Source organism: uncultured Tenacibaculum sp. (genome assembly GCF_947498805.1).
Lineage (GTDB): Bacteria > Bacteroidota > Bacteroidia > Flavobacteriales > Flavobacteriaceae > Polaribacter.
Genome location: NZ_CANMLT010000001.1, coordinates 100793 through 118189 on the forward strand (window position 1 = coordinate 100793; position 17397 = coordinate 118189).

A 17397-nucleotide genomic window follows, 5' to 3' on the forward strand; every position below is an offset into this window, starting at 1 on the left:
TAAAACAAAAAAGCTCCTTATTAAGGAGCTTTTTTTATAGCATATATTAACTTTTTGATTTAAAACTTGAGTTGAAATATATCAATATTGAGCTGAATGCTAACAGCAATGAAGTAAAAATAATACTATATCCACTTGCTGGGTCAAACTCAATAGAAGTTTGTAAAGAAACACCATTTAATTTTGGAATATAAATTAGAATACCCAAAGCTAATAACAACCCAATTGATACTAATATGTTTGGGACTATTTTTCGAGATATTTTTTTAGGGTAACTCGATTTTTTCCATTTCCAGATTTGAAATAAGAATAGAATGAACAGTAGAAATACTAGGAACGGTAAATGTCTATAATAAGCGAAAGATGAATTGTTGTAGTAACCTTTACCTAGAAGGATTCCATAGATACCATTTATAATTTCTACATCAGGAGCTTGATTTGAATTAATAAGTACCACAATGGCTTTCTTTAAAGAAGGTAAAATGTACATATGTGATTCAAAACTTTTATTCGTTCCTCCATGGTAAAAAATTGAAGAGTCATTGTTTATAAACCATCCCAATCCATAGAACGATTTGTTATTATTTTTTTTAGAAACTAATTGAGTTACTGTATTTGAATTTAATTTTGAGTTTGGGTGATGATGATAACTATTCATAATATGACGTAAATATCTAGCCATATCGCCTGCAGAACTGGAAATTAAACCAGAAGAAGCTTCTTGAGGATGAAGATCAGCGTTGAATTTTAGAATAGGATAATACAGGAAATACTGATAACTATTAATTAAATCAATATCTGTATTAGCGGATGTTTCATGTAATTCTAAGGGAGATGTAACATAAGACTCTAAACATTCTTCATATGTTTTATGTGTTACTTTCTCGATAATTAAACCTAGTAATCTATAATTCACGTTTGAATACCTAAATGGTTGTGCGGGTACATTGTTTATTGCTAACTCCCTTAAAGTGTTAGCGTAGTACGCTTCATAACTAAAACTAGTGTCAGTTTTGAATGTTCTTCCCATCTCAGTGCTAATACCAGAAGTGTGACGTAATAAATCCTCAATAGTAATCTTATCAGAAATTTGTTTGTTTTTATATCTAAACCATGGTAAATATTTAGATACAGGATCTTGTAGGTGTAACTTTCCTTCTTCCTGTAACCTAAGAATAAGTAATGCGGTAAACGATTTTGAAATAGAACCAATCAAGTACCTATCTCCTTTTTTTGCATCTCCAAAATGTTTTAAATAAACTGTTTTATGTTCATCGGTTATCGCAACAGCTACACTTGGAGAATTGTAATACTCCCTTTTTTGTTTGATAAAATTGGTAATTTCATCTAGAGTTTCTTTTGATAGTTCTGAATTGTTTTGTGCAGAAGAAAACAAAACAGTAAAAAGGAACAGTAGTGATAAAAAAGTTCTCATAGAATCTTATAGTTTAAAAGTTGTTTTTAGAAAATACTTTTTGGAGTAAATGTATATGAACAACCTCTAGAATATTGATGCTATATGGGATTAGTGGCGAAAAGCATAGTTTTAGGTGCGAAATTAAGAACGAATTGATGACTTACCTGTATATTTAATAAATATGAGTTTATATACTCGTTTTATAATTTAAGGAATAAAACAAAGCATAAAAAAAACTCCTAAAAAGGAGCTTTTTTTATGCTTTATTGTTTTAATTAAAAATAGTAGTAAAAGATTCACCTATCCTCTGTTCAGGTCCCCAAAAACTTATTGTTTTTTCAGAGGGAGGATTCCCAAAATAAGAAGGGAATAAATAATGATAATCAAGGGTTAGACTTGCTTCAGTTTTATCACTATTTACCGTATAATCAAAATTATGAGAATTTCTTATAATGAATTGAGAACCGTTAGAAGGTATGACTATTGTATCTGGAATGTTTTCACCATTTACTATTAGTACATCGTTCTTTGAATATGCAGTTTTATTCAATGATATAAATTTTGGAGCATTTTCAGCAACAACATCTATAAACTGACTAGATTTAATTTCTAAGGAATTAGTTTTGTATATTATTTTGTAATTACTGCTAGTTAGTACATTTTCAGGAATCTTAGTGAAGATGTTGAATATAGTAATTCTTTCTTGAGTAGAATAACTCTCATGCTTTATGATAGGTAACTTGTATTTATTAGTTCCGTCGTCTAAAAATATTTCTGCTCCAGGCTTAGTAGGATCTAAAAAATTTCCAGAAATAATCATACTAGCTCTGATATAATATAGATGGAAGCTCTTATGGTTACTAATTTCAGGCATATTAGCTATGACCTTATATTGAGAAGTACTGCCGTTTTCCGCCGTTACAGTATAGTTTACTGGAATTTCAAAATTTTGAGCATCTGAACTATTTGGAGAAATATTGGCATGTGATGAAATTGAAATAGTAGGAGTAAGCGAACTAATATCTAGACCTCCAGCATCAAAATTGATAGTTTTGGAATCTTCATCAATCTCAGCTTCAATCGTTTGGTTATCTATAGTAACGGAAAATGAAAGTATTTTACTTTCAGTGTTTAATGGTCTATTGTTAATTAAAACTTTATATATGTTTGTATCTCCATTTTCAGCATAAACGGTATATGTTACTTCATTAGTGAAATTTTGATACTCATTTTCAGAAGGTATAATTTTGGCTTTAGATGAAAAATCTATTGTTGGTTTTAAAGAAGATAAATCAGCACCAACAACATTAAATTTAATTGTTTTGTTTAATTGATCTATATCGCCGCTTAGAACTTCTCCATTAATTGTAAGTTTAAATGAATTGATAGAGTTTTCAGAGCTTAAAATAATAGGGTCATTTGCTTCATCTTTTGAGCAAGAAATAAGCGTTAATATCGCAAATACGATTGATAAAATTTTCTTTGTCATTATTAATTTATTTAGGTAATTTAATTTTTTAATCCATGTGAACTAGGGTAAACAACAAGTTCACTATTTCCTATAACTATAGTTGGTGATTTGGTTGCATTTTCTTTGGTTTTAAACTCCCATTTTAGAGTTCCAGTATTTGTGTCAATTGCATAAAAAGTATTATTCCAATCTCCAATATAGACTATGCCTTCATATGCAATAGGAGAAGATGTAGTTTGCTTTACTAGGTTATATTTCCATCTAACACTACCACTATTGGCGTTAAAGCATATCAATTCACCACTACCATCAATATTAGAGAACCCCATATAAATATTATCGTTATAAACAAATGGAGATGACTCTATAACACCATTACTTTTATAGTGCTTCCATTCTACATTACCATTTTCTTTGTTTAAAGCATATAAACATTTGTCAGAAGCAGTAATAATGGTGTTTTTATAAATAGTAGGTGAGGCGTAAAAACTATTAAACAAACCGGCGTTAAATGTCCAATTTAAATTACCATTTTCTTTGTTTAAAGAATAAAAGAGGCCTATATCACTACCAAAATAAATATTATCCTCGGCGACTAATGGATTTGTTCTTATAGAAGGAGCAGCTGAAGTACCACTGCTACTTAATTCGTATTCCCACACTTTATTCCCTGTGTTTTTGTTAAAAGCATGTAAATATGAATTAGATACATATACCTTAGAATCATCAATAGCAATTGTTGAATGATGATTTAAGAATTTGACTTCCCATTTACTAGTTTTATTGCCTAGATCAATACAGTGTAAATTAGAATCATTATCAAAAGCATAGATGTTATTTTTATCAGTAATAATACTTCTATATTCATCATTATACTGAATACTTGGAGACACATTCCATAGTTTTTCCCCAGAAAGTAAATCGATAGCATTAATTCCATTTAAACCTGTAAAAACTATATTTTCGAAACTAGTACTGGCTTCTATAAAGGAAGTTTTTGAAGTCCATAAAGTTTTATTTGTTATTAAATCATAGGCATTTATATTACCAGAATGATCGGTAAATAAAATTATTTTACTTTTAGGACTATTAAATGTAAACTCTAATTCCGAAGTACCTCCTTTTTTGTCTGTCGCAAAAATTTTACCCTTATATACCTGATTGTATTTTAATGATATTGTATGTTCGGAGTTAGTAGTTTCTGTAATAAATTTAGAGTCAATATACAATTTATAGTATATCAAGTCTTTATCTGTATCAATAACATCATTCCAATCTACTGTTGCTTTTTGTCCGTTAAAATTGATACTTTCTATTACCAATTCCCCAGGAGTTGAGTTTACATTTTGGACATCATTCTCATCACTTGAACAAGAGACTATAAGTGCTATAAATAAAATAGCAATAGTTTTTCTAATCATAACTTTTTTGCGACAAATTTAGTTAGAGTAATTGTGTTTTCAAATTAAATTTTATAGATTTTAGTAGAAGAAATGTTAATTATTATGATAGGTTTTAAGTCAGGATAATTTGAAACGATAGATGTAAAAGAAATAAGCCTTTTAATTGTTAATTTATATCTTTGAGAATCAGATAAATTATACACTACTACTATGCATAAAATATGTTACGTATTGCTAGTCATCTTACTTATTGGATGTAAAGCAAAAAAAGAAGAGGTTGCACAAGACTTTACTATATATAATGAAGCAACAGAAGTAAAAGATCAACAAGCTCATGAGAATCCTCGAATGAAGTTTAAACTAATTCAATCTAAAGTATTAGATATGAATGAAGTTTTTAAACCTTTTCAAAATGAGTTATCAAAATTTTCAGAAGAAGATTACTTAAGTTTAAAACCTTTAATTCTTGAAAAATCAATACCGTCAATTCAAAAAGCGATTAAAGAAGGTAAATTGAGTTATGAAAATCTAACATTATTTTATTTATACAGAATTAGAAAGTTTGAGAGCGACTCTACTAAGTATTTAAATGCTATTATTAATTTAAATCCAAATGTAGTAGAAGAAGCTAGACAAAAAGACAAGGTTATAAAAGAAAAAAATATTTCAGTTGAATCGATTTTCGGAATGCCAATCTTATTAAAGGATAATATTAATACCGATAATTTACCAACAACAGCAGGAGCCTTAGCGTTAAAAGACAATGCAACAGGAAATGCTTTTATTGTAGAAAAACTAAAAGAAAATGGTGCTTTAATCTTAGGAAAGGTAAATCTAAGCGAATGGGCATATTATTTCTGTACTGGATGTCCATTAGGATATAGTGCTATTGGAGGCCAAACGTTAAACCCATATGGTAGAAAAGTATTTGAAACAGGAGGATCAAGTGCTGGGAGTGGAGTAGCTACGGCTGCCAATTATGCAGTAGCAACCATTGGAACGGAGACGGCGGGATCTATAACCTCACCGTCAAGTCAAAATTCCGTTGTAGGACTAAAACCAACTATAGGAATTTTAAGTAGATCAGGGATAGTACCTATTTCAAGTACATTAGATACACCAGGACCAATGACCAAAAGTGTGATCGATAATTTTATTCTATTTAAGGCAATGCTTGGATTGGATGCAACCGATAAAAAATCAAAGGAATTTAATGATATAGCTGAAGAATTACATTCAACAGAACTGAAGAGTAAAAGATTTGGTGTTTTTACATCATTATTAGAAGATCCTGTATATAAAGAAACGATTGATAAACTGAAAGAAGCTGGAGTTGAGATTATAGAGTTATCTCCAGATGAAGCAAGTTTAGATGGTTTTTTAACCTTATTAAATATAGATATGAAGTACGATTTACCTCATTATTTAAAAGGTAAATCAGTGGCAGTTGCTTCAGTAGAAGATGTTATTAATTTTAATAAAAAAGAGAGTTTAGTAAGAGCTCCATATGGACAACAATTATTTGAAGGAATTGTAAAGGATACAACAAGTTTGGAAGAATTAGAAAAGGTAAAAAGTAATCTAATGGCAAATAGTAGAGCGTATTTTACAGCTTTTGAAACCGATAATTTAGATGCCATCCTTTCTATTAATAACTATCATTCTGCTTATTCAGCTGTAGCAGAATATCCGAATTTAACTATTCCAATGGGATATAAAGAAACAGGAGAACCTATGAACCTTACATTAATTGGGAAGCCAAAATCGGAATTCACCTTATTATCTTTAGGGTTATCTATAGAAAATCTTACAAAAATTAGAAAATTACCTAAGGGGTATGAGTAATTAAGCTTAAAAAAAACTCCTGAATAAGGAGTTTTTTTTAGTTTATAAAACTGAATTAACATAAAATGGTGCTTAATTTTAACTAAGAACTATAGGTTGTAAGTAATTTTAATATTTAGTGTTGTTTAATGATTTTATTAAATAAACGCTGTATTTTAGCGCGTCAAAATTTATAAATTAAACTTTAAAGATAGTTATGAAAAAAAGAATTTTAGTATTAATGCTTTTTATAGTTGCAATAGCAAATGCTCAGATATCTAGTTTAAACGATTTAGCTTCTGGTGAATTAAAAATGTTTACACCTATTTCAGAATTAGATGGAAGTATTTATGGATACTTTAATATCTATAAGTTAGAGGATGTTAGTGAAACAGAAGAAAAATATGAGTATGTTTTATTAGATAAAAACTTAAATAGCGTAGCAAATGGCGAATTTATAGATGTAAAGTATAAAGGATATGATTCTGATTTTTATTACCCAGAAAAGATAGGCAGTAAATTAATACTTTCTAAAAAATATAAATCAACTAGTGCAGCAACAGTTTTTAATTCGAAGCCATATTTACAGAATTTTATGTCTCATCGTTTTTTTGATATTGAGACAAATAAAATGCTAGCTCCATTTTATTTTAAAGATAATAAAATAATTGATGGGAGTAGAAGTGTAAAGAAAATAAAAAGAGTTGCTAAAGAAGAAAAAACGTTAGATTTTCCATTAGTATATAAGGATGGTTTTTTCATGTTTGAAAGGGTTAAAGGTTATAGAAGTTTAAAAGATATGAAAAGCTTAAAGGCTTTTGATCTTGATAAAAAACAAAAGTGGGAATATGTATTTAATCCTAATAACGAAGCAATATCATATAATTTTATGCTATTGAATAAAGAAGATATTGTTTTTAGAACTTTTAATAAGAAAACAAAAAAAGAAAAATTACACAGTCTAAATCCTCAAACAGGAGAGCCAATTTTTGTTTATGAAGTAGAAAATAAATCCTCTAAGTATAGTCATAGTTATACTATTGAAACAACCAAAGATAGAATTGTTATAATTGGTAAGATTAGCCCATATAAGTCAAGCAGTGGATATGATTTTGAAAAATCCTTAGGATTTTTTAGAATAGAATTAGACAAACAAGGAAATGAATTGTCAAAGAAATATGTTACTTGGGAACAATTGGCTAACTTCATAGAGATAAAAAAGAATGGAAAGTTAAAAGGAGGTTATAGACTAGCTGCAAGAGAGTATTTTGTTTTTGAAAACAATACGGTGTCTATATTAACAGAAAAGTCAAAGAAAGATAAAACGACAGATTTTGTCGTTTTGAATTTAGATGAGAACTTTAGCTTAGTGAGTACTAAAGTGTTTAAAAAAGAGAAAGATAGATTTTATAGCTCAGATTACTTATTTTCTCAAAAGATAAAAGATGGAAATGGAGTAGCTTTCTTCTATAAACATTACACAAAGAACAAAGCCAAAGGAAAGATTGTTTTAATGGGAGGATTTATTCCTGTTAAACAAAGTGCTAGAGAATGGACTTTAGGTATTGTTACTATCATAAATGGTGAAATAAATCAAGAAGAAATACCAATGACATCTGAAGAACATGTAATACTACCATATGTAGCTAAGAAGGGATATATTCTATTGAGAGAGTTTAACAAAGATTCTGATTATGATCAAATACGTTTGGAACAATTAAACTATTAGTCGAGTAGATATGATATAAAAAAAGGCGAAGAATTATTCTTCGCCTTTTTTTATGTCTTTAGGTTTGTAGTGGTTGGCAATTTTTTCTATTTCTTGAAGTTTTAAATTCCATAAGAAACTTAAAAACTGTTGGTAACTTTTATCTTGTTCTTTAGGGATTAACCTGTCTACATACCTATTAAACCTATATTTTTTTTTGGCATTGTATATTGCATGAAAATTTGTTCCTAGCCATTCTTTATAATAATTATTATTAGGACTTATACTAAGTTTATACAATGATAAATAAATGCTTAAACCATACTTTTGATCATAAAAAAGATTCGCTACGTCTTCGTAATTTGCAATTTTCTTATAGCTGTTAAAAGAAGTTTTGTCTAAAGATTCTTTTTGACTACTAAGTTCTTTTTCGAAGATCTTTTCTAAATGAGAAATTCTTTGTAGCATTTCTGGGTGTGATTTTAAAGAGTCTTTATTTATTTTATTTTTAAAATGATCATAATTATATGCGTTAAAGTTCTCTATTTTTAACCAATTTTTATTGAATGGCTGATTTGGTAGATTAAAAAAAGTATAATAGGTTGTGCTATCTAAAACAATGTTCGGTAAAGAATCAAGTTTAGAAATTATTTTTAATGTATTGATAAAATCTTTTGGCTGATAGTTTGTATTGTTGTATAAAATAAAACCTAAAGAATCGGCTTCTTTTTCTTGTTGTCTATTAGTTTTACTATTTGAGTATAGAATTTTTTTTAGTTCTTTAAATGCAGTAGATTGTTTGTTGTATTTGTTCTTCTTCAGCTTTTTGATTTTTATCTGTTTACTTTTTGATGTTTCCGATGTAGCTCTTGATATTATATTTTTCTCAGAGTGTCTTAATAGTTGATGAGCAATTTCATGAGACATTACAGAAACAATTTGTCCTTCATTCTTCAAGTATTTAAACAAACCCATATTAATAAGGATGTATCCGTTTCCTAAGCTTAAAGCGTTTGGACTGTTATGTTTTGTTACAAAAACTTTAATGTCATTTGTTATTAAATGAGAGTTGTTTTTGGAAATTATATGGGTTAAAGAATCAATATATTGACTAAATTTTGACTCAAAAATTAACTCTTTCTTTTTTACTATTTTTTTAAAGTCATCATGTAAACCTAAATATGATTTTTGAATCTCTTTTCTAATTTTACCTTTATACTTCTTACGAAGTTGTTTTTCAAAATTTTTAAAATTATAATCAATTTTCTCGACTAGGAGTTTTCTTTGAGCATAATCAGCAGTGTCTAAAGCTATGTATTGTTGAGAAAACATTGAAAAAGTAGTGAATAGTAATAGCAAATAGATCTTTTTTTTCATAAAACATATAATTTTCGACGAATATAGTATTTTATTTCATGGAAATAGGAGTATTTTTGCACTCCTTAAAGTCAGTTAGATGCGTACAAAAACAACAAAACAAAACAAGATTAATGTAGTTACTTTAGGATGTTCTAAAAACGTTTACGATAGTGAAGTGTTAATGGGGCAACTAAAAGCGAACGGAAAGAATGTTGTTCATGAAGATGAAAATGACGATGGCAATATTGTCGTTATAAACACTTGCGGATTTATTGGTAAAGCAAAAGAAGAAAGTGTAGATACGATCTTACATTATGCTCAAAAGAAGGAGCGAGGAGAAGTAGATAAAGTTTTTGTTTCTGGTTGTTTAAGTGAGCGTTATAAGCCAGATTTAGAAAGAGAAATAACCAATGTAGATCAATACTTTGGAACACACGATTTGCCGAACTTATTAAAAGTATTAGAAGCAGATTATAAACATGAATTAATAGGTGAGCGTTTAACAACAACACCGCAGCATTATGCTTATTTAAAAATAGCAGAAGGTTGTGATAGACCATGTTCTTTTTGCGCGATACCTTTAATGAGAGGGAAACATAAATCAACTCCAATAGAAGATTTAGTTACGGAAGCTAAGAAGTTAGCGGAAAAGGGAATTAAAGAAATCATGTTAATTGCTCAAGATTTAACCTATTACGGTCTAGATTTATACAAGAAGAGAGCATTAGCAGATTTGTTAAAAGAGTTGGTAAAAGTAGAGGGTATCGAATGGATTCGTTTGCATTATGCATTCCCTTCTGGATTTCCAATGGATGTATTAGATGTAATGAAAGAAGAACCTAAAGTGTGCAACTACTTAGACATTCCTTTACAGCATATCAATACAGAAATTTTAAAATCAATGAAGCGTGGTACGACACATGAAAAGACTACAGCATTGATTCATAAGTTTAGAGAATATGTTCCTAACATGGCTATCAGAACAACGTTGATAGTTGGGTATCCTGGTGAAACAGAAGAACAGTTTCAAGAAATGAAAGATTGGGTTGAAGAAATGCGTTTTGAACGTTTAGGAGCCTTTGAGTACTCTCATGAAGAAAATACAGGAGCCTTTGCTTTAGAGGATGATGTACCGGCTGATGTAAAGTTTAGAAGAGTAAACGAAATTATGGAAGTTCAATCGCAAATATCTTGGGAATTAAATCAAGCAAAGGTTGGAAAGACCTTCCGTTGCTTATTTGATAGAAAAGATGGAGAGTATTACTACGGGCGTACAGAATTCGATTCGCCAGATGTAGATAATGATGTTATTGTAGATGCTCGTGAACATTATATTAAACTGGGAGAGTTTATCGATATTGAAATTTACGATGCTGGTGATTTCGATCTATACGGAACTCCGCTAGTAAAACAAGAAAGACCTGTTCCCATGAATCAAAGGAATAAATAGAAAACTAAATAAAAATCCTGCACTTAGCAGGATTTTTTATTTGTTATATGTATTGTGTTTTACTTTTTTATTACGGATGAGTTTCTAAAGAAAACAGCATTTACAAAGAACAACTTTCCGTTTTCCCAAAAAGAACGGAAAAGAGGGTTGTCTACCATATAAATAATACTACCACGCCCTATTTGTTCTTCTCCGAATAATAATGATTCAGGAATCTTTTTTAAAGCTTTCCTACCGGCAAAACCAGATACATTTTTTGCTTCTTCAGTAAAGTAAGCAACATTTCCGCCTGCTTTAAGATATTCATAACTCGTGTTTCCTAGCTTTAAAGAAAAATAGTTGTCTTTATAACCAAAAGCTAATGGGTGTGTAGCGTCAACTTTACTCTTAAAGATAGCTCCCGTAATTAAATTATTGGTACTTTCTCTTTCTAATTTTGCATACGGAGTTAGGTTTGCTTTCTTTACCTTAGTAGTATCTCCTTTTTTAGTTTTTAAAGCAAACTCTTTTTTGTCAGCAAAGCTGCGTAAAGCATTTCCTATGGCAATAGTAGTACCTCCAGTACGTACCCATTTCTTTAATTTGGTTAAAGCATCTTTACTTAAAATGCTTCCATAGTACCCATTCGGAATAATTAATACATCATAGTTGTTTAAATTAATTTGTCCTAATCGCTCTGTATCTAAAATAGTAACTGGATATTTTAATTGTTGTTCAAAAAAGTGCCAAATTTCTCCAAAGCTTAATGAAGAAGTACCTTTTCCTGATAAAACTGCAACTTTCTGTTTGTTTATTGGTTTTACACTATAAGAACCAAAGTCTACACCCGAACTCACAAAACCAGTATTCACAGGATTTATTTCACGTTTGTTATTGTTAGCAATGGCAATTAGTTTAGTGTCGAAATCTTTTACAGTTTTATTGTCATGTCTTAAAACAATTAAACTTCCTCTTTCATAAGATTTACCTCCAATGGTAAATGGTTTTTCAGAAAAACGTACTTGAATATTTTTATGAAGAAGTTCTGCTAAGAAAGCAGCATCTTCTAAACTATTCCACTTTGATATATAAGCGTATGAAGCTGGAGCAGCAGTACTACTTTTGGCTTCAGTTTTAATCTTTTGTGCAGAGCTAATTTTCTTCTTAGAAGCCATTGCTTGCAATCCATGTGCATATGGTAAGGCCCATGCAGTTATGTCATAAGTTAACGAATCAGCTAATTTAGCATTGGGTTCAAAAAGAGCTTTGACCATTTTTCCTTTTGGTTGATCTGTATGAACTACTAAATCATTTGAGTTTACTTGTAAACTACCATTTTTAGAAGTAGCATAGTTATATCCAGTAACTTTCGCAGAATTTGCATATTCATAGCTAATATCATGCCTGTCTAATAAATCTGTTAGACGATTGATTTTATCAGAATTATCATTCTTTAAAACATAACTTTTATAGGCAAGATTTTTAGTGTTGAAAAACTTTTGAAACTCACTATTAAGCTTAGTTGCATTTTTTGACGCTATTTCAACTGTAGACAATCCAGTTGTATTATGATGTTTTATACGATCTACTAAGGTAAGTTTATAACCATGATCTGTATCTATCCCTAAACCAGCCATTCCGTGTCCAGCTTGTTCATAGGTCATTCCAATAGCTCCCATAAAAGTAGGGTAGGTATCACCGTAACTTGGATATAATAAATCAAAACTTTCCTTTGTGAAATATAACCAATTGTTTCGGTCGAAATGTTTTGCATGATTTTTTCCTATTTGTACTTGGAAATCACGCTGCCAATCTGAAATAATTTCATGAAATGGTTCTGCTGCTGGAGCAAAATAATATGGGTTGTTAATGTATTGCTCATGAAAATCTACATGGATATGTGGTAACCATTTGTTGTATACTTTTAAACGTTGTTGCGTTTCAATTTGTGTAGCCCATGCCCAGTCTCTATTTAAGTCAAAGAGATAATGATTAGGTCTACCTGAAGGCCATGGATCTCTATGTTCTTTTGCTTCTTGATTAGAATTGTATGGAGTACTGCTTACTTCATTATACCAATTTACATAACGATCTCTACCATCTGGATTGATACATGGATCCAAAATAACAAGTGTATTCTCTAAATAGGCTTTTTTCTCGGTAACCAATTCATATAAAGTTTGCATTGCTGCTTCTGTACTTGAAGCTTCATTTCCGTGAACATTATAACTCAACCATACAATGGCGATGTCATTGTTTTTAGCTCGGTTTGCACTTTTGGTTTGAGATAAATTGTTTTTTCTAATTTGTTCTAGGTTACCTATATTCTTTTGAGAAGAGATATAGGTAACATACAAAGGACGATGTTCATTCGATTCACCGTATTTTTCTAGAATTACGTTGTTTAGGTTTTTACTAACGTAGTTAAAATAGTCAACTACTTTATGATGTCTTGTAAAGCGTTCTCCTAGCTGATAGCCCAAAAACTCTTTTGGAGATTGAATTTTCTGACCAAAAACAGTAAGATTAACCGCTAAAAATAGGAGTAATAGTTTGTACTTCATTGTAATTAATTTGATAGCTCTGTAAATGTAAAAAATAAAACATTCTTTTTGACTTGAAATTAGGGATTAAACTTTTTTTTAACAAACTTTGCTTTTATGAAAAAAGCCTATTTTAATTGGAGTTCAGGAAAAGATTCTTCTTTAGCATTGTATAAGATTCTACAAGAGAAAGAGTATCAGATAGACAAGTTGATAACCAATATTAATAAAGACTATCAACGAGTATCTATGCATGGATTGCATGAAAGTTTATTGGAAGCACAAGCTAAGAGTATTGGAATTCCATTAGAAAAAATAGAGTTTCCTGCAGATGTGACAATGGATTTGTATAACCAGAAGATGAAAGAAAAAACTTCTGAGTTAAAAGGTTTGGGCTATGAACATGCTGTTTTTGGAGATATTTTTTTAGAAGATTTACGTACTTATAGAGATTCAAAATTGAAAGAGGTTGGAATTTCGGGAGTATATCCTTTGTGGAAAAAAGACACCAAAGCTTTGTTATATGAGTTTTTAGAGTTAGGATTTAAAACGATTACAGTGTGTACCAATGCTAAGTTATTGGGCGAAGAGTTTGTAGGAAGAGTAATTGATGAAGATTTTATCAAAGACTTACCAGATACAATTGATGTTTGTGGTGAAAATGGCGAGTTTCATACTTTTTGTTATGATGGGCCTATTTTTAAAGAACCTGTACAATTTGAAATTGGAGAAAAGATTAAAAGATCTTACACCTTAAATAAAGATGACTCTCAAAACTGTCATTCTTCAACAAAGGAAAAAGTTAAAAGTTATGATACTAGCTTTTGGTATTGTGACTTAAAGAAAATATAGTAGTTAGCTTTCTAAGGTAAAGAAAAAGGTAGTACCCTGATTAATTTCAGAGGTTAACCAAATTCTTCCACCATAGCTAGTTACTATCTTTTCAACAATAGAAAGACCGATACCAATAGAATCTTTATTGTTTTCAAGTTTTTGAAAGGCATTAAATATTTTAGAATGGTATTTTAAGTCAATTCCTTTGCCATTATCTTTAACATAATAAACAACTTTATTGTTTTCTTTATAGAAACCTATTTCAACAAGTCCAGCGGGTTTATCATTGTATTTTATAGCATTGTCAATCAAGTTTTGAAATAATTGTTGTAATCGATGCTTATTGCCTAATACGGAAGGAAAGTTCTTAGCAATTTTAATTTCTATGTTTTCCGGAATATCAATATAATTAATAATCCCATCAATAGTAGTGTTCAAGTCTATTTCTGAAAGATTAAAATCACTTCGTTTAATTGTAGAGTATTCCAATATTCCTTTTACCAGTGATTCCATTTTATAAATGTTTTCACTTATTGAACTTAGATATTGTAGTGCCTCTTCGTTTAAGTTTTCTCCATGATCTTCTTTTAACCATGAAAGAAGTGTTTCTATATTTCTTAAAGGAGATCTTAAATCATGAGAAACGATATGTGCATAGTTGCTGAGATCTTTATTTTTTTCTTCTAGTTGTTCTAATAACCTCTTTTTATTATCAAAAACGGTACAAGCTTCCAATGTATGCGAAAGTTTATTGATGACTGGTAATAGTTGTTCAGAATTTTTTGGGGAAATATTAGATGTATTGGAGTATAGAAATAAATAGTTGTCTTGATTTAACTTGTAAACAGCAATAACACCTTTATCAACTTTTATGGGAATTAGTTCTTTGTAACTATCGTTATATTCAAAAATAGTATACCCATTTATGGTTTGTAGAAATGTTTTTAATTCTGAGCTTAGTTTTGAATTTATGGTATTCCCATGAGGAACGGAATATTTTTTGGTTAAGAGATCGTTGTTATCTAAGTTAAGAATCCAGCATGCGTTTAAATTTCTTCTATGAAGAAGAAGTTTTAAAAAAGAATCACAATTTTCATAGTAATCTAAAGATTTTCCTATACTCATTGAATATTCATAGAGTCTTAGAATATCAAGTATTTTATTGTCTTTTTCCATTTATTCAAACAATCCAACTACAATAGTTTTGTTATAAAATTCAATATATCCATTTCCATAAGAAGATATTTCTCCTAAAGTTAAAGCTCCACAAGTTGTAATGTCAGGGTGTTTCTTTTGAATCGCCTCTGAAACTTGCTCTAACTCATGTTTGAAATCACCTTTTAAATATAAAATTCTTGAAATACAATCGATAACCATTGCAAATTGAGGATTTACAGCTTGTTCAGCAACGGTTTTAGCAGCCGTTTTTGCAGCGTTAATCAATTGATTTTTATCCCCTTTCATAATATTAATCATCGTATTTTCTTCAACTTCTCCAACACAAACCAAAGAATTATTATCATCAATAGCTAAAGGATCTCGAATGATATAATCGGTTCCTTGTTTGATAACTCCAATAGGATACCCCATAGCTAATTCAAAAAATTCTGCATCACTAAATTTTAAACCAGAATCTTCTTCAACGACTTGTTGATAAACATCAAAAGGAGTTTCCCAATTAATACCTTCAATAGTGTTATTCTTTGCTTTTGTAACAATGAAAGGCCCATCTAATTTTTCCCATCCATGTTCCACTCCAATAGAAGATTTCATTTCTACAATACAGGTAACAGCAGCATCTTCTATGAAACCTTCCTTAGAAAAAACACACGGTTGTTGTTGTAAACTTAAACTACCGGCACCTCCACCAAAATAATTCGTTCTCATTCCATACTCTTGATAAAGTTTACTTAGGTAATTAGAAATATTTGAAGTTAAACCATCTACAAAAGTTATTAGACTATAATTACTGTTGTCTTTAAATGTAGCACTAGGAATTTCAAATTGTTTATTACCAATGTTTTTTACAGTATAAGTATCAATAACATTAGATAGTTCGTGAACAATAATACCTTCGTCTTGTACATTGTTTTTCCAAATTATCATTGGAAAGATTCCTCCTATAAAGTTAATGTTGGCTTTATTTAAAGCATCAACAAGCTCGTTAATATCTATTTTAGTATGCTCACCAATAGAAATTAGTGCAGTATTGTTTTTAATAAAATTCTGAATACTTAAAGTTATTTCATTTACATTTTTGGTAGTTAAATGGAGCATATTTTTATAAGTTAAGCAATAACCGAATATACTTAGAACTTAAAAAAAAGAAGTTGAAATTAGATGAAAGGTCGTTTTGTATAGATGAATGGAATAAAATAACGGTTTGTTGTTCATTTGCATTCGTTAAAATGAATTTAGAGTGACATCCATAAGCAGTCTATATAGTCTGTAACCATATGAAGTAGAAGTCCTATTCCGATAATATTAAAAGGTTTTTTAAGAAAGAGAAAAATCACGTAAATGATCATTGCATAATATGCATGCAATGGGTGAAAATTAATACTACATCTATTAGGAGCAAAAATAGGGATTGCTAACAGATGGTCTAAATCAACCAGCATAGTTGCTAATAGCATAAGACTTACTTTTTTCCATTCCTTTCTAAAAAAGACATAGGCGATAATAATAGGAAAACCAAAGTGTAAAAAATAATGAATAAAGGTTTGCATTTAATACTTGGATAGAGTTTAAAAGTTATAAATGAGCAAAAGTTTATTGAGTTTTAAATATTACCAAATTAATCGATAGATGAAAAAAGATTCTAATATTGATCCAAATAAATATTATCCAACTTCTTTTTCCAATGCTAAAAAATGAGTGGTTTCATTATTAGTATAAAGAGGGAAGATTTTTAACTCACATGAATAAGTCGATTTGTCTTTTTTATAATTGACAATAACTTCTTTAAAAGGTTTATTTTTTAAGAGTTTCTTACGAATTCTATCTCTTGAAACTTGTGTGGTTTTTTCTCCTTGTAAAAAAGTAGGTGATTTACCAATAGCAAAGGTTGGTTCATAACCTGTCATTTTTTTAAACCCACCATTTACCCAAAGTATTTTCTTATCGGTATTTGTAATAACCAAGGATTCATAGGTATTGTTCTTTAAAATGAGATTTATATTGTTCTCCCAGTTAAAGTCATTTGTAAGGGTTTGAATCTTTTTAATATCTTCAAACAAGGTGTCATCATTAAACAAGTCTTGAATTCCCCAACTTTTAATATTAATATTTTGATGTGCCGATGGGGTTATATTAGCTGTAGCATTATTGTATTCTTCTTCATTTAAAGAAGATAAATACAAATCTAACCCCATCATATTGTTTAAGTTATTCTTCATTTTAAAGGAAG

13 protein-coding genes are annotated in these 17397 nt (G+C 29.6%); 4 read left to right on the forward strand and 9 right to left on the reverse strand.

From position 1 onward, the window contains the following. Positions 1-46: 46 nt before the first annotated feature. The 3 genes from Q0873_RS00520 to Q0873_RS00530 all read right to left on the reverse strand — a co-directional run bounded on the left by Q0873_RS00520 (position 47) and on the right by Q0873_RS00530 (position 4309). Positions 47-1435 carry a serine hydrolase domain-containing protein gene (locus Q0873_RS00520; RefSeq protein ID WP_299103758.1) on the reverse strand — a complete coding sequence of 463 codons (1389 nt, stop codon included), beginning with the start codon at positions 1433-1435 and terminating at the stop codon, positions 47-49. 253 nt (positions 1436-1688) lie between these two features. Beyond that, positions 1689-2906 carry a DUF5018 domain-containing protein gene (locus Q0873_RS00525; protein ID WP_299103759.1) on the reverse strand — a complete coding sequence of 406 codons (1218 nt, stop codon included), beginning with the start codon at positions 2904-2906 and terminating at the stop codon, positions 1689-1691. Positions 2907-2926: 20 nt separating this feature from the next. Beyond that, positions 2927-4309: a PQQ-binding-like beta-propeller repeat protein gene (locus Q0873_RS00530; protein WP_299103760.1), complete on the reverse strand. Its 1383-nt coding sequence runs from the start codon at positions 4307-4309 to the stop codon at positions 2927-2929. Positions 4310-4501: 192 nt separating this feature from the next. Between Q0873_RS00530 and Q0873_RS00535 the strand changes: the two genes are divergently transcribed. Together Q0873_RS00535 and Q0873_RS00540 are read left to right on the forward strand one after the other, a co-directional pair. Then, positions 4502-6136, forward strand: a complete 1635-nt coding sequence (locus Q0873_RS00535; protein WP_299103762.1) for an amidase family protein — start codon at positions 4502-4504, stop codon at positions 6134-6136. 196 nt (positions 6137-6332) lie between these two features. Continuing rightward, positions 6333-7844, forward strand: a complete 1512-nt coding sequence (locus tag Q0873_RS00540; protein ID WP_299103763.1) for a DUF6770 family protein — start codon at positions 6333-6335, stop codon at positions 7842-7844. A gap of 33 nt (positions 7845-7877) precedes the next feature. Here Q0873_RS00540 and Q0873_RS00545 read toward each other — a convergent pair whose 3' ends face one another. Next, the gene (locus Q0873_RS00545; RefSeq protein WP_299103764.1) at positions 7878-9200 is read right to left on the reverse strand and encodes a M48 family metallopeptidase; all 1323 of its coding nucleotides are present in this window, start codon (positions 9198-9200) and stop codon (positions 7878-7880) included. Between the two features lie 79 nt (positions 9201-9279). On the opposite strand from Q0873_RS00545, the gene rimO reads away from it, so the two are divergent. Beyond that, the gene (rimO, locus tag Q0873_RS00550; protein ID WP_299103765.1) at positions 9280-10632 is read left to right on the forward strand and encodes a 30S ribosomal protein S12 methylthiotransferase RimO; all 1353 of its coding nucleotides are present in this window, start codon (positions 9280-9282) and stop codon (positions 10630-10632) included. A 59-nt stretch (positions 10633-10691) separates the two neighbouring features. Here the strand turns inward: rimO and Q0873_RS00555 are convergent, their stop codons facing one another. Then, positions 10692-13175 (reverse strand): M14 family metallopeptidase, encoded by a 2484-nt coding sequence (locus Q0873_RS00555; RefSeq protein WP_299103766.1) that lies wholly within the window; start codon positions 13173-13175, stop codon positions 10692-10694. A 96-nt stretch (positions 13176-13271) separates the two neighbouring features. On the opposite strand from Q0873_RS00555, the gene Q0873_RS00560 reads away from it, so the two are divergent. Then, the gene (locus tag Q0873_RS00560) at positions 13272-14006 is read left to right on the forward strand and encodes a diphthine--ammonia ligase (protein WP_299103767.1); all 735 of its coding nucleotides are present in this window, start codon (positions 13272-13274) and stop codon (positions 14004-14006) included. A gap of 3 nt (positions 14007-14009) precedes the next feature. Here the strand turns inward: Q0873_RS00560 and Q0873_RS00565 are convergent, their stop codons facing one another. The 4 genes from Q0873_RS00565 to Q0873_RS00580 all read right to left on the reverse strand — a co-directional run bounded on the left by Q0873_RS00565 (position 14010) and on the right by Q0873_RS00580 (position 17386). After that, positions 14010-15164 carry an ATP-binding protein gene (locus Q0873_RS00565; protein WP_299103768.1) on the reverse strand — a complete coding sequence of 385 codons (1155 nt, stop codon included), beginning with the start codon at positions 15162-15164 and terminating at the stop codon, positions 14010-14012. After that, positions 15165-16265 carry an FIST C-terminal domain-containing protein gene (locus Q0873_RS00570; protein WP_299103769.1) on the reverse strand — a complete coding sequence of 367 codons (1101 nt, stop codon included), beginning with the start codon at positions 16263-16265 and terminating at the stop codon, positions 15165-15167. Between the two features lie 137 nt (positions 16266-16402). Then, complete coding sequence (locus Q0873_RS00575; protein WP_299103770.1) at positions 16403-16717, reverse strand: DUF6122 family protein; 315 nt, start codon at positions 16715-16717, stop codon at positions 16403-16405. Positions 16718-16831: 114 nt separating this feature from the next. Continuing rightward, a complete protein-coding gene (locus Q0873_RS00580; protein WP_299103771.1) occupies positions 16832-17386 on the reverse strand; it encodes a PAS domain-containing protein in 555 nt (184 codons plus the stop codon). Positions 17387-17397: the final 11 nt, after the last annotated feature.

Coding starts and splice junctions, on each gene's coding strand:
- Q0873_RS00520 (WP_299103758.1), bottom strand. CDS start 1,435: ATGAGAACTTTTTTATCACTACTGTTCCTTTTTACTGTTTTGTTTTCT.
- Q0873_RS00525 (WP_299103759.1), bottom strand. CDS start 2,906: ATGACAAAGAAAATTTTATCAATCGTATTTGCGATATTAACGCTTATT.
- Q0873_RS00530 (WP_299103760.1), bottom strand. CDS start 4,309: ATGATTAGAAAAACTATTGCTATTTTATTTATAGCACTTATAGTCTCT.
- Q0873_RS00535 (WP_299103762.1), top strand. CDS start 4,502: ATGCATAAAATATGTTACGTATTGCTAGTCATCTTACTTATTGGATGT.
- Q0873_RS00540 (WP_299103763.1), top strand. CDS start 6,333: ATGAAAAAAAGAATTTTAGTATTAATGCTTTTTATAGTTGCAATAGCA.
- Q0873_RS00545 (WP_299103764.1), bottom strand. CDS start 9,200: ATGAAAAAAAAGATCTATTTGCTATTACTATTCACTACTTTTTCAATG.
- rimO (WP_299103765.1), top strand. CDS start 9,280: ATGCGTACAAAAACAACAAAACAAAACAAGATTAATGTAGTTACTTTA.
- Q0873_RS00555 (WP_299103766.1), bottom strand. CDS start 13,175: ATGAAGTACAAACTATTACTCCTATTTTTAGCGGTTAATCTTACTGTT.
- Q0873_RS00560 (WP_299103767.1), top strand. CDS start 13,272: ATGAAAAAAGCCTATTTTAATTGGAGTTCAGGAAAAGATTCTTCTTTA.
- Q0873_RS00565 (WP_299103768.1), bottom strand. CDS start 15,164: ATGGAAAAAGACAATAAAATACTTGATATTCTAAGACTCTATGAATAT.
- Q0873_RS00570 (WP_299103769.1), bottom strand. CDS start 16,265: ATGCTCCATTTAACTACCAAAAATGTAAATGAAATAACTTTAAGTATT.
- Q0873_RS00575 (WP_299103770.1), bottom strand. CDS start 16,717: ATGCAAACCTTTATTCATTATTTTTTACACTTTGGTTTTCCTATTATT.
- Q0873_RS00580 (WP_299103771.1), bottom strand. CDS start 17,386: ATGAAGAATAACTTAAACAATATGATGGGGTTAGATTTGTATTTATCT.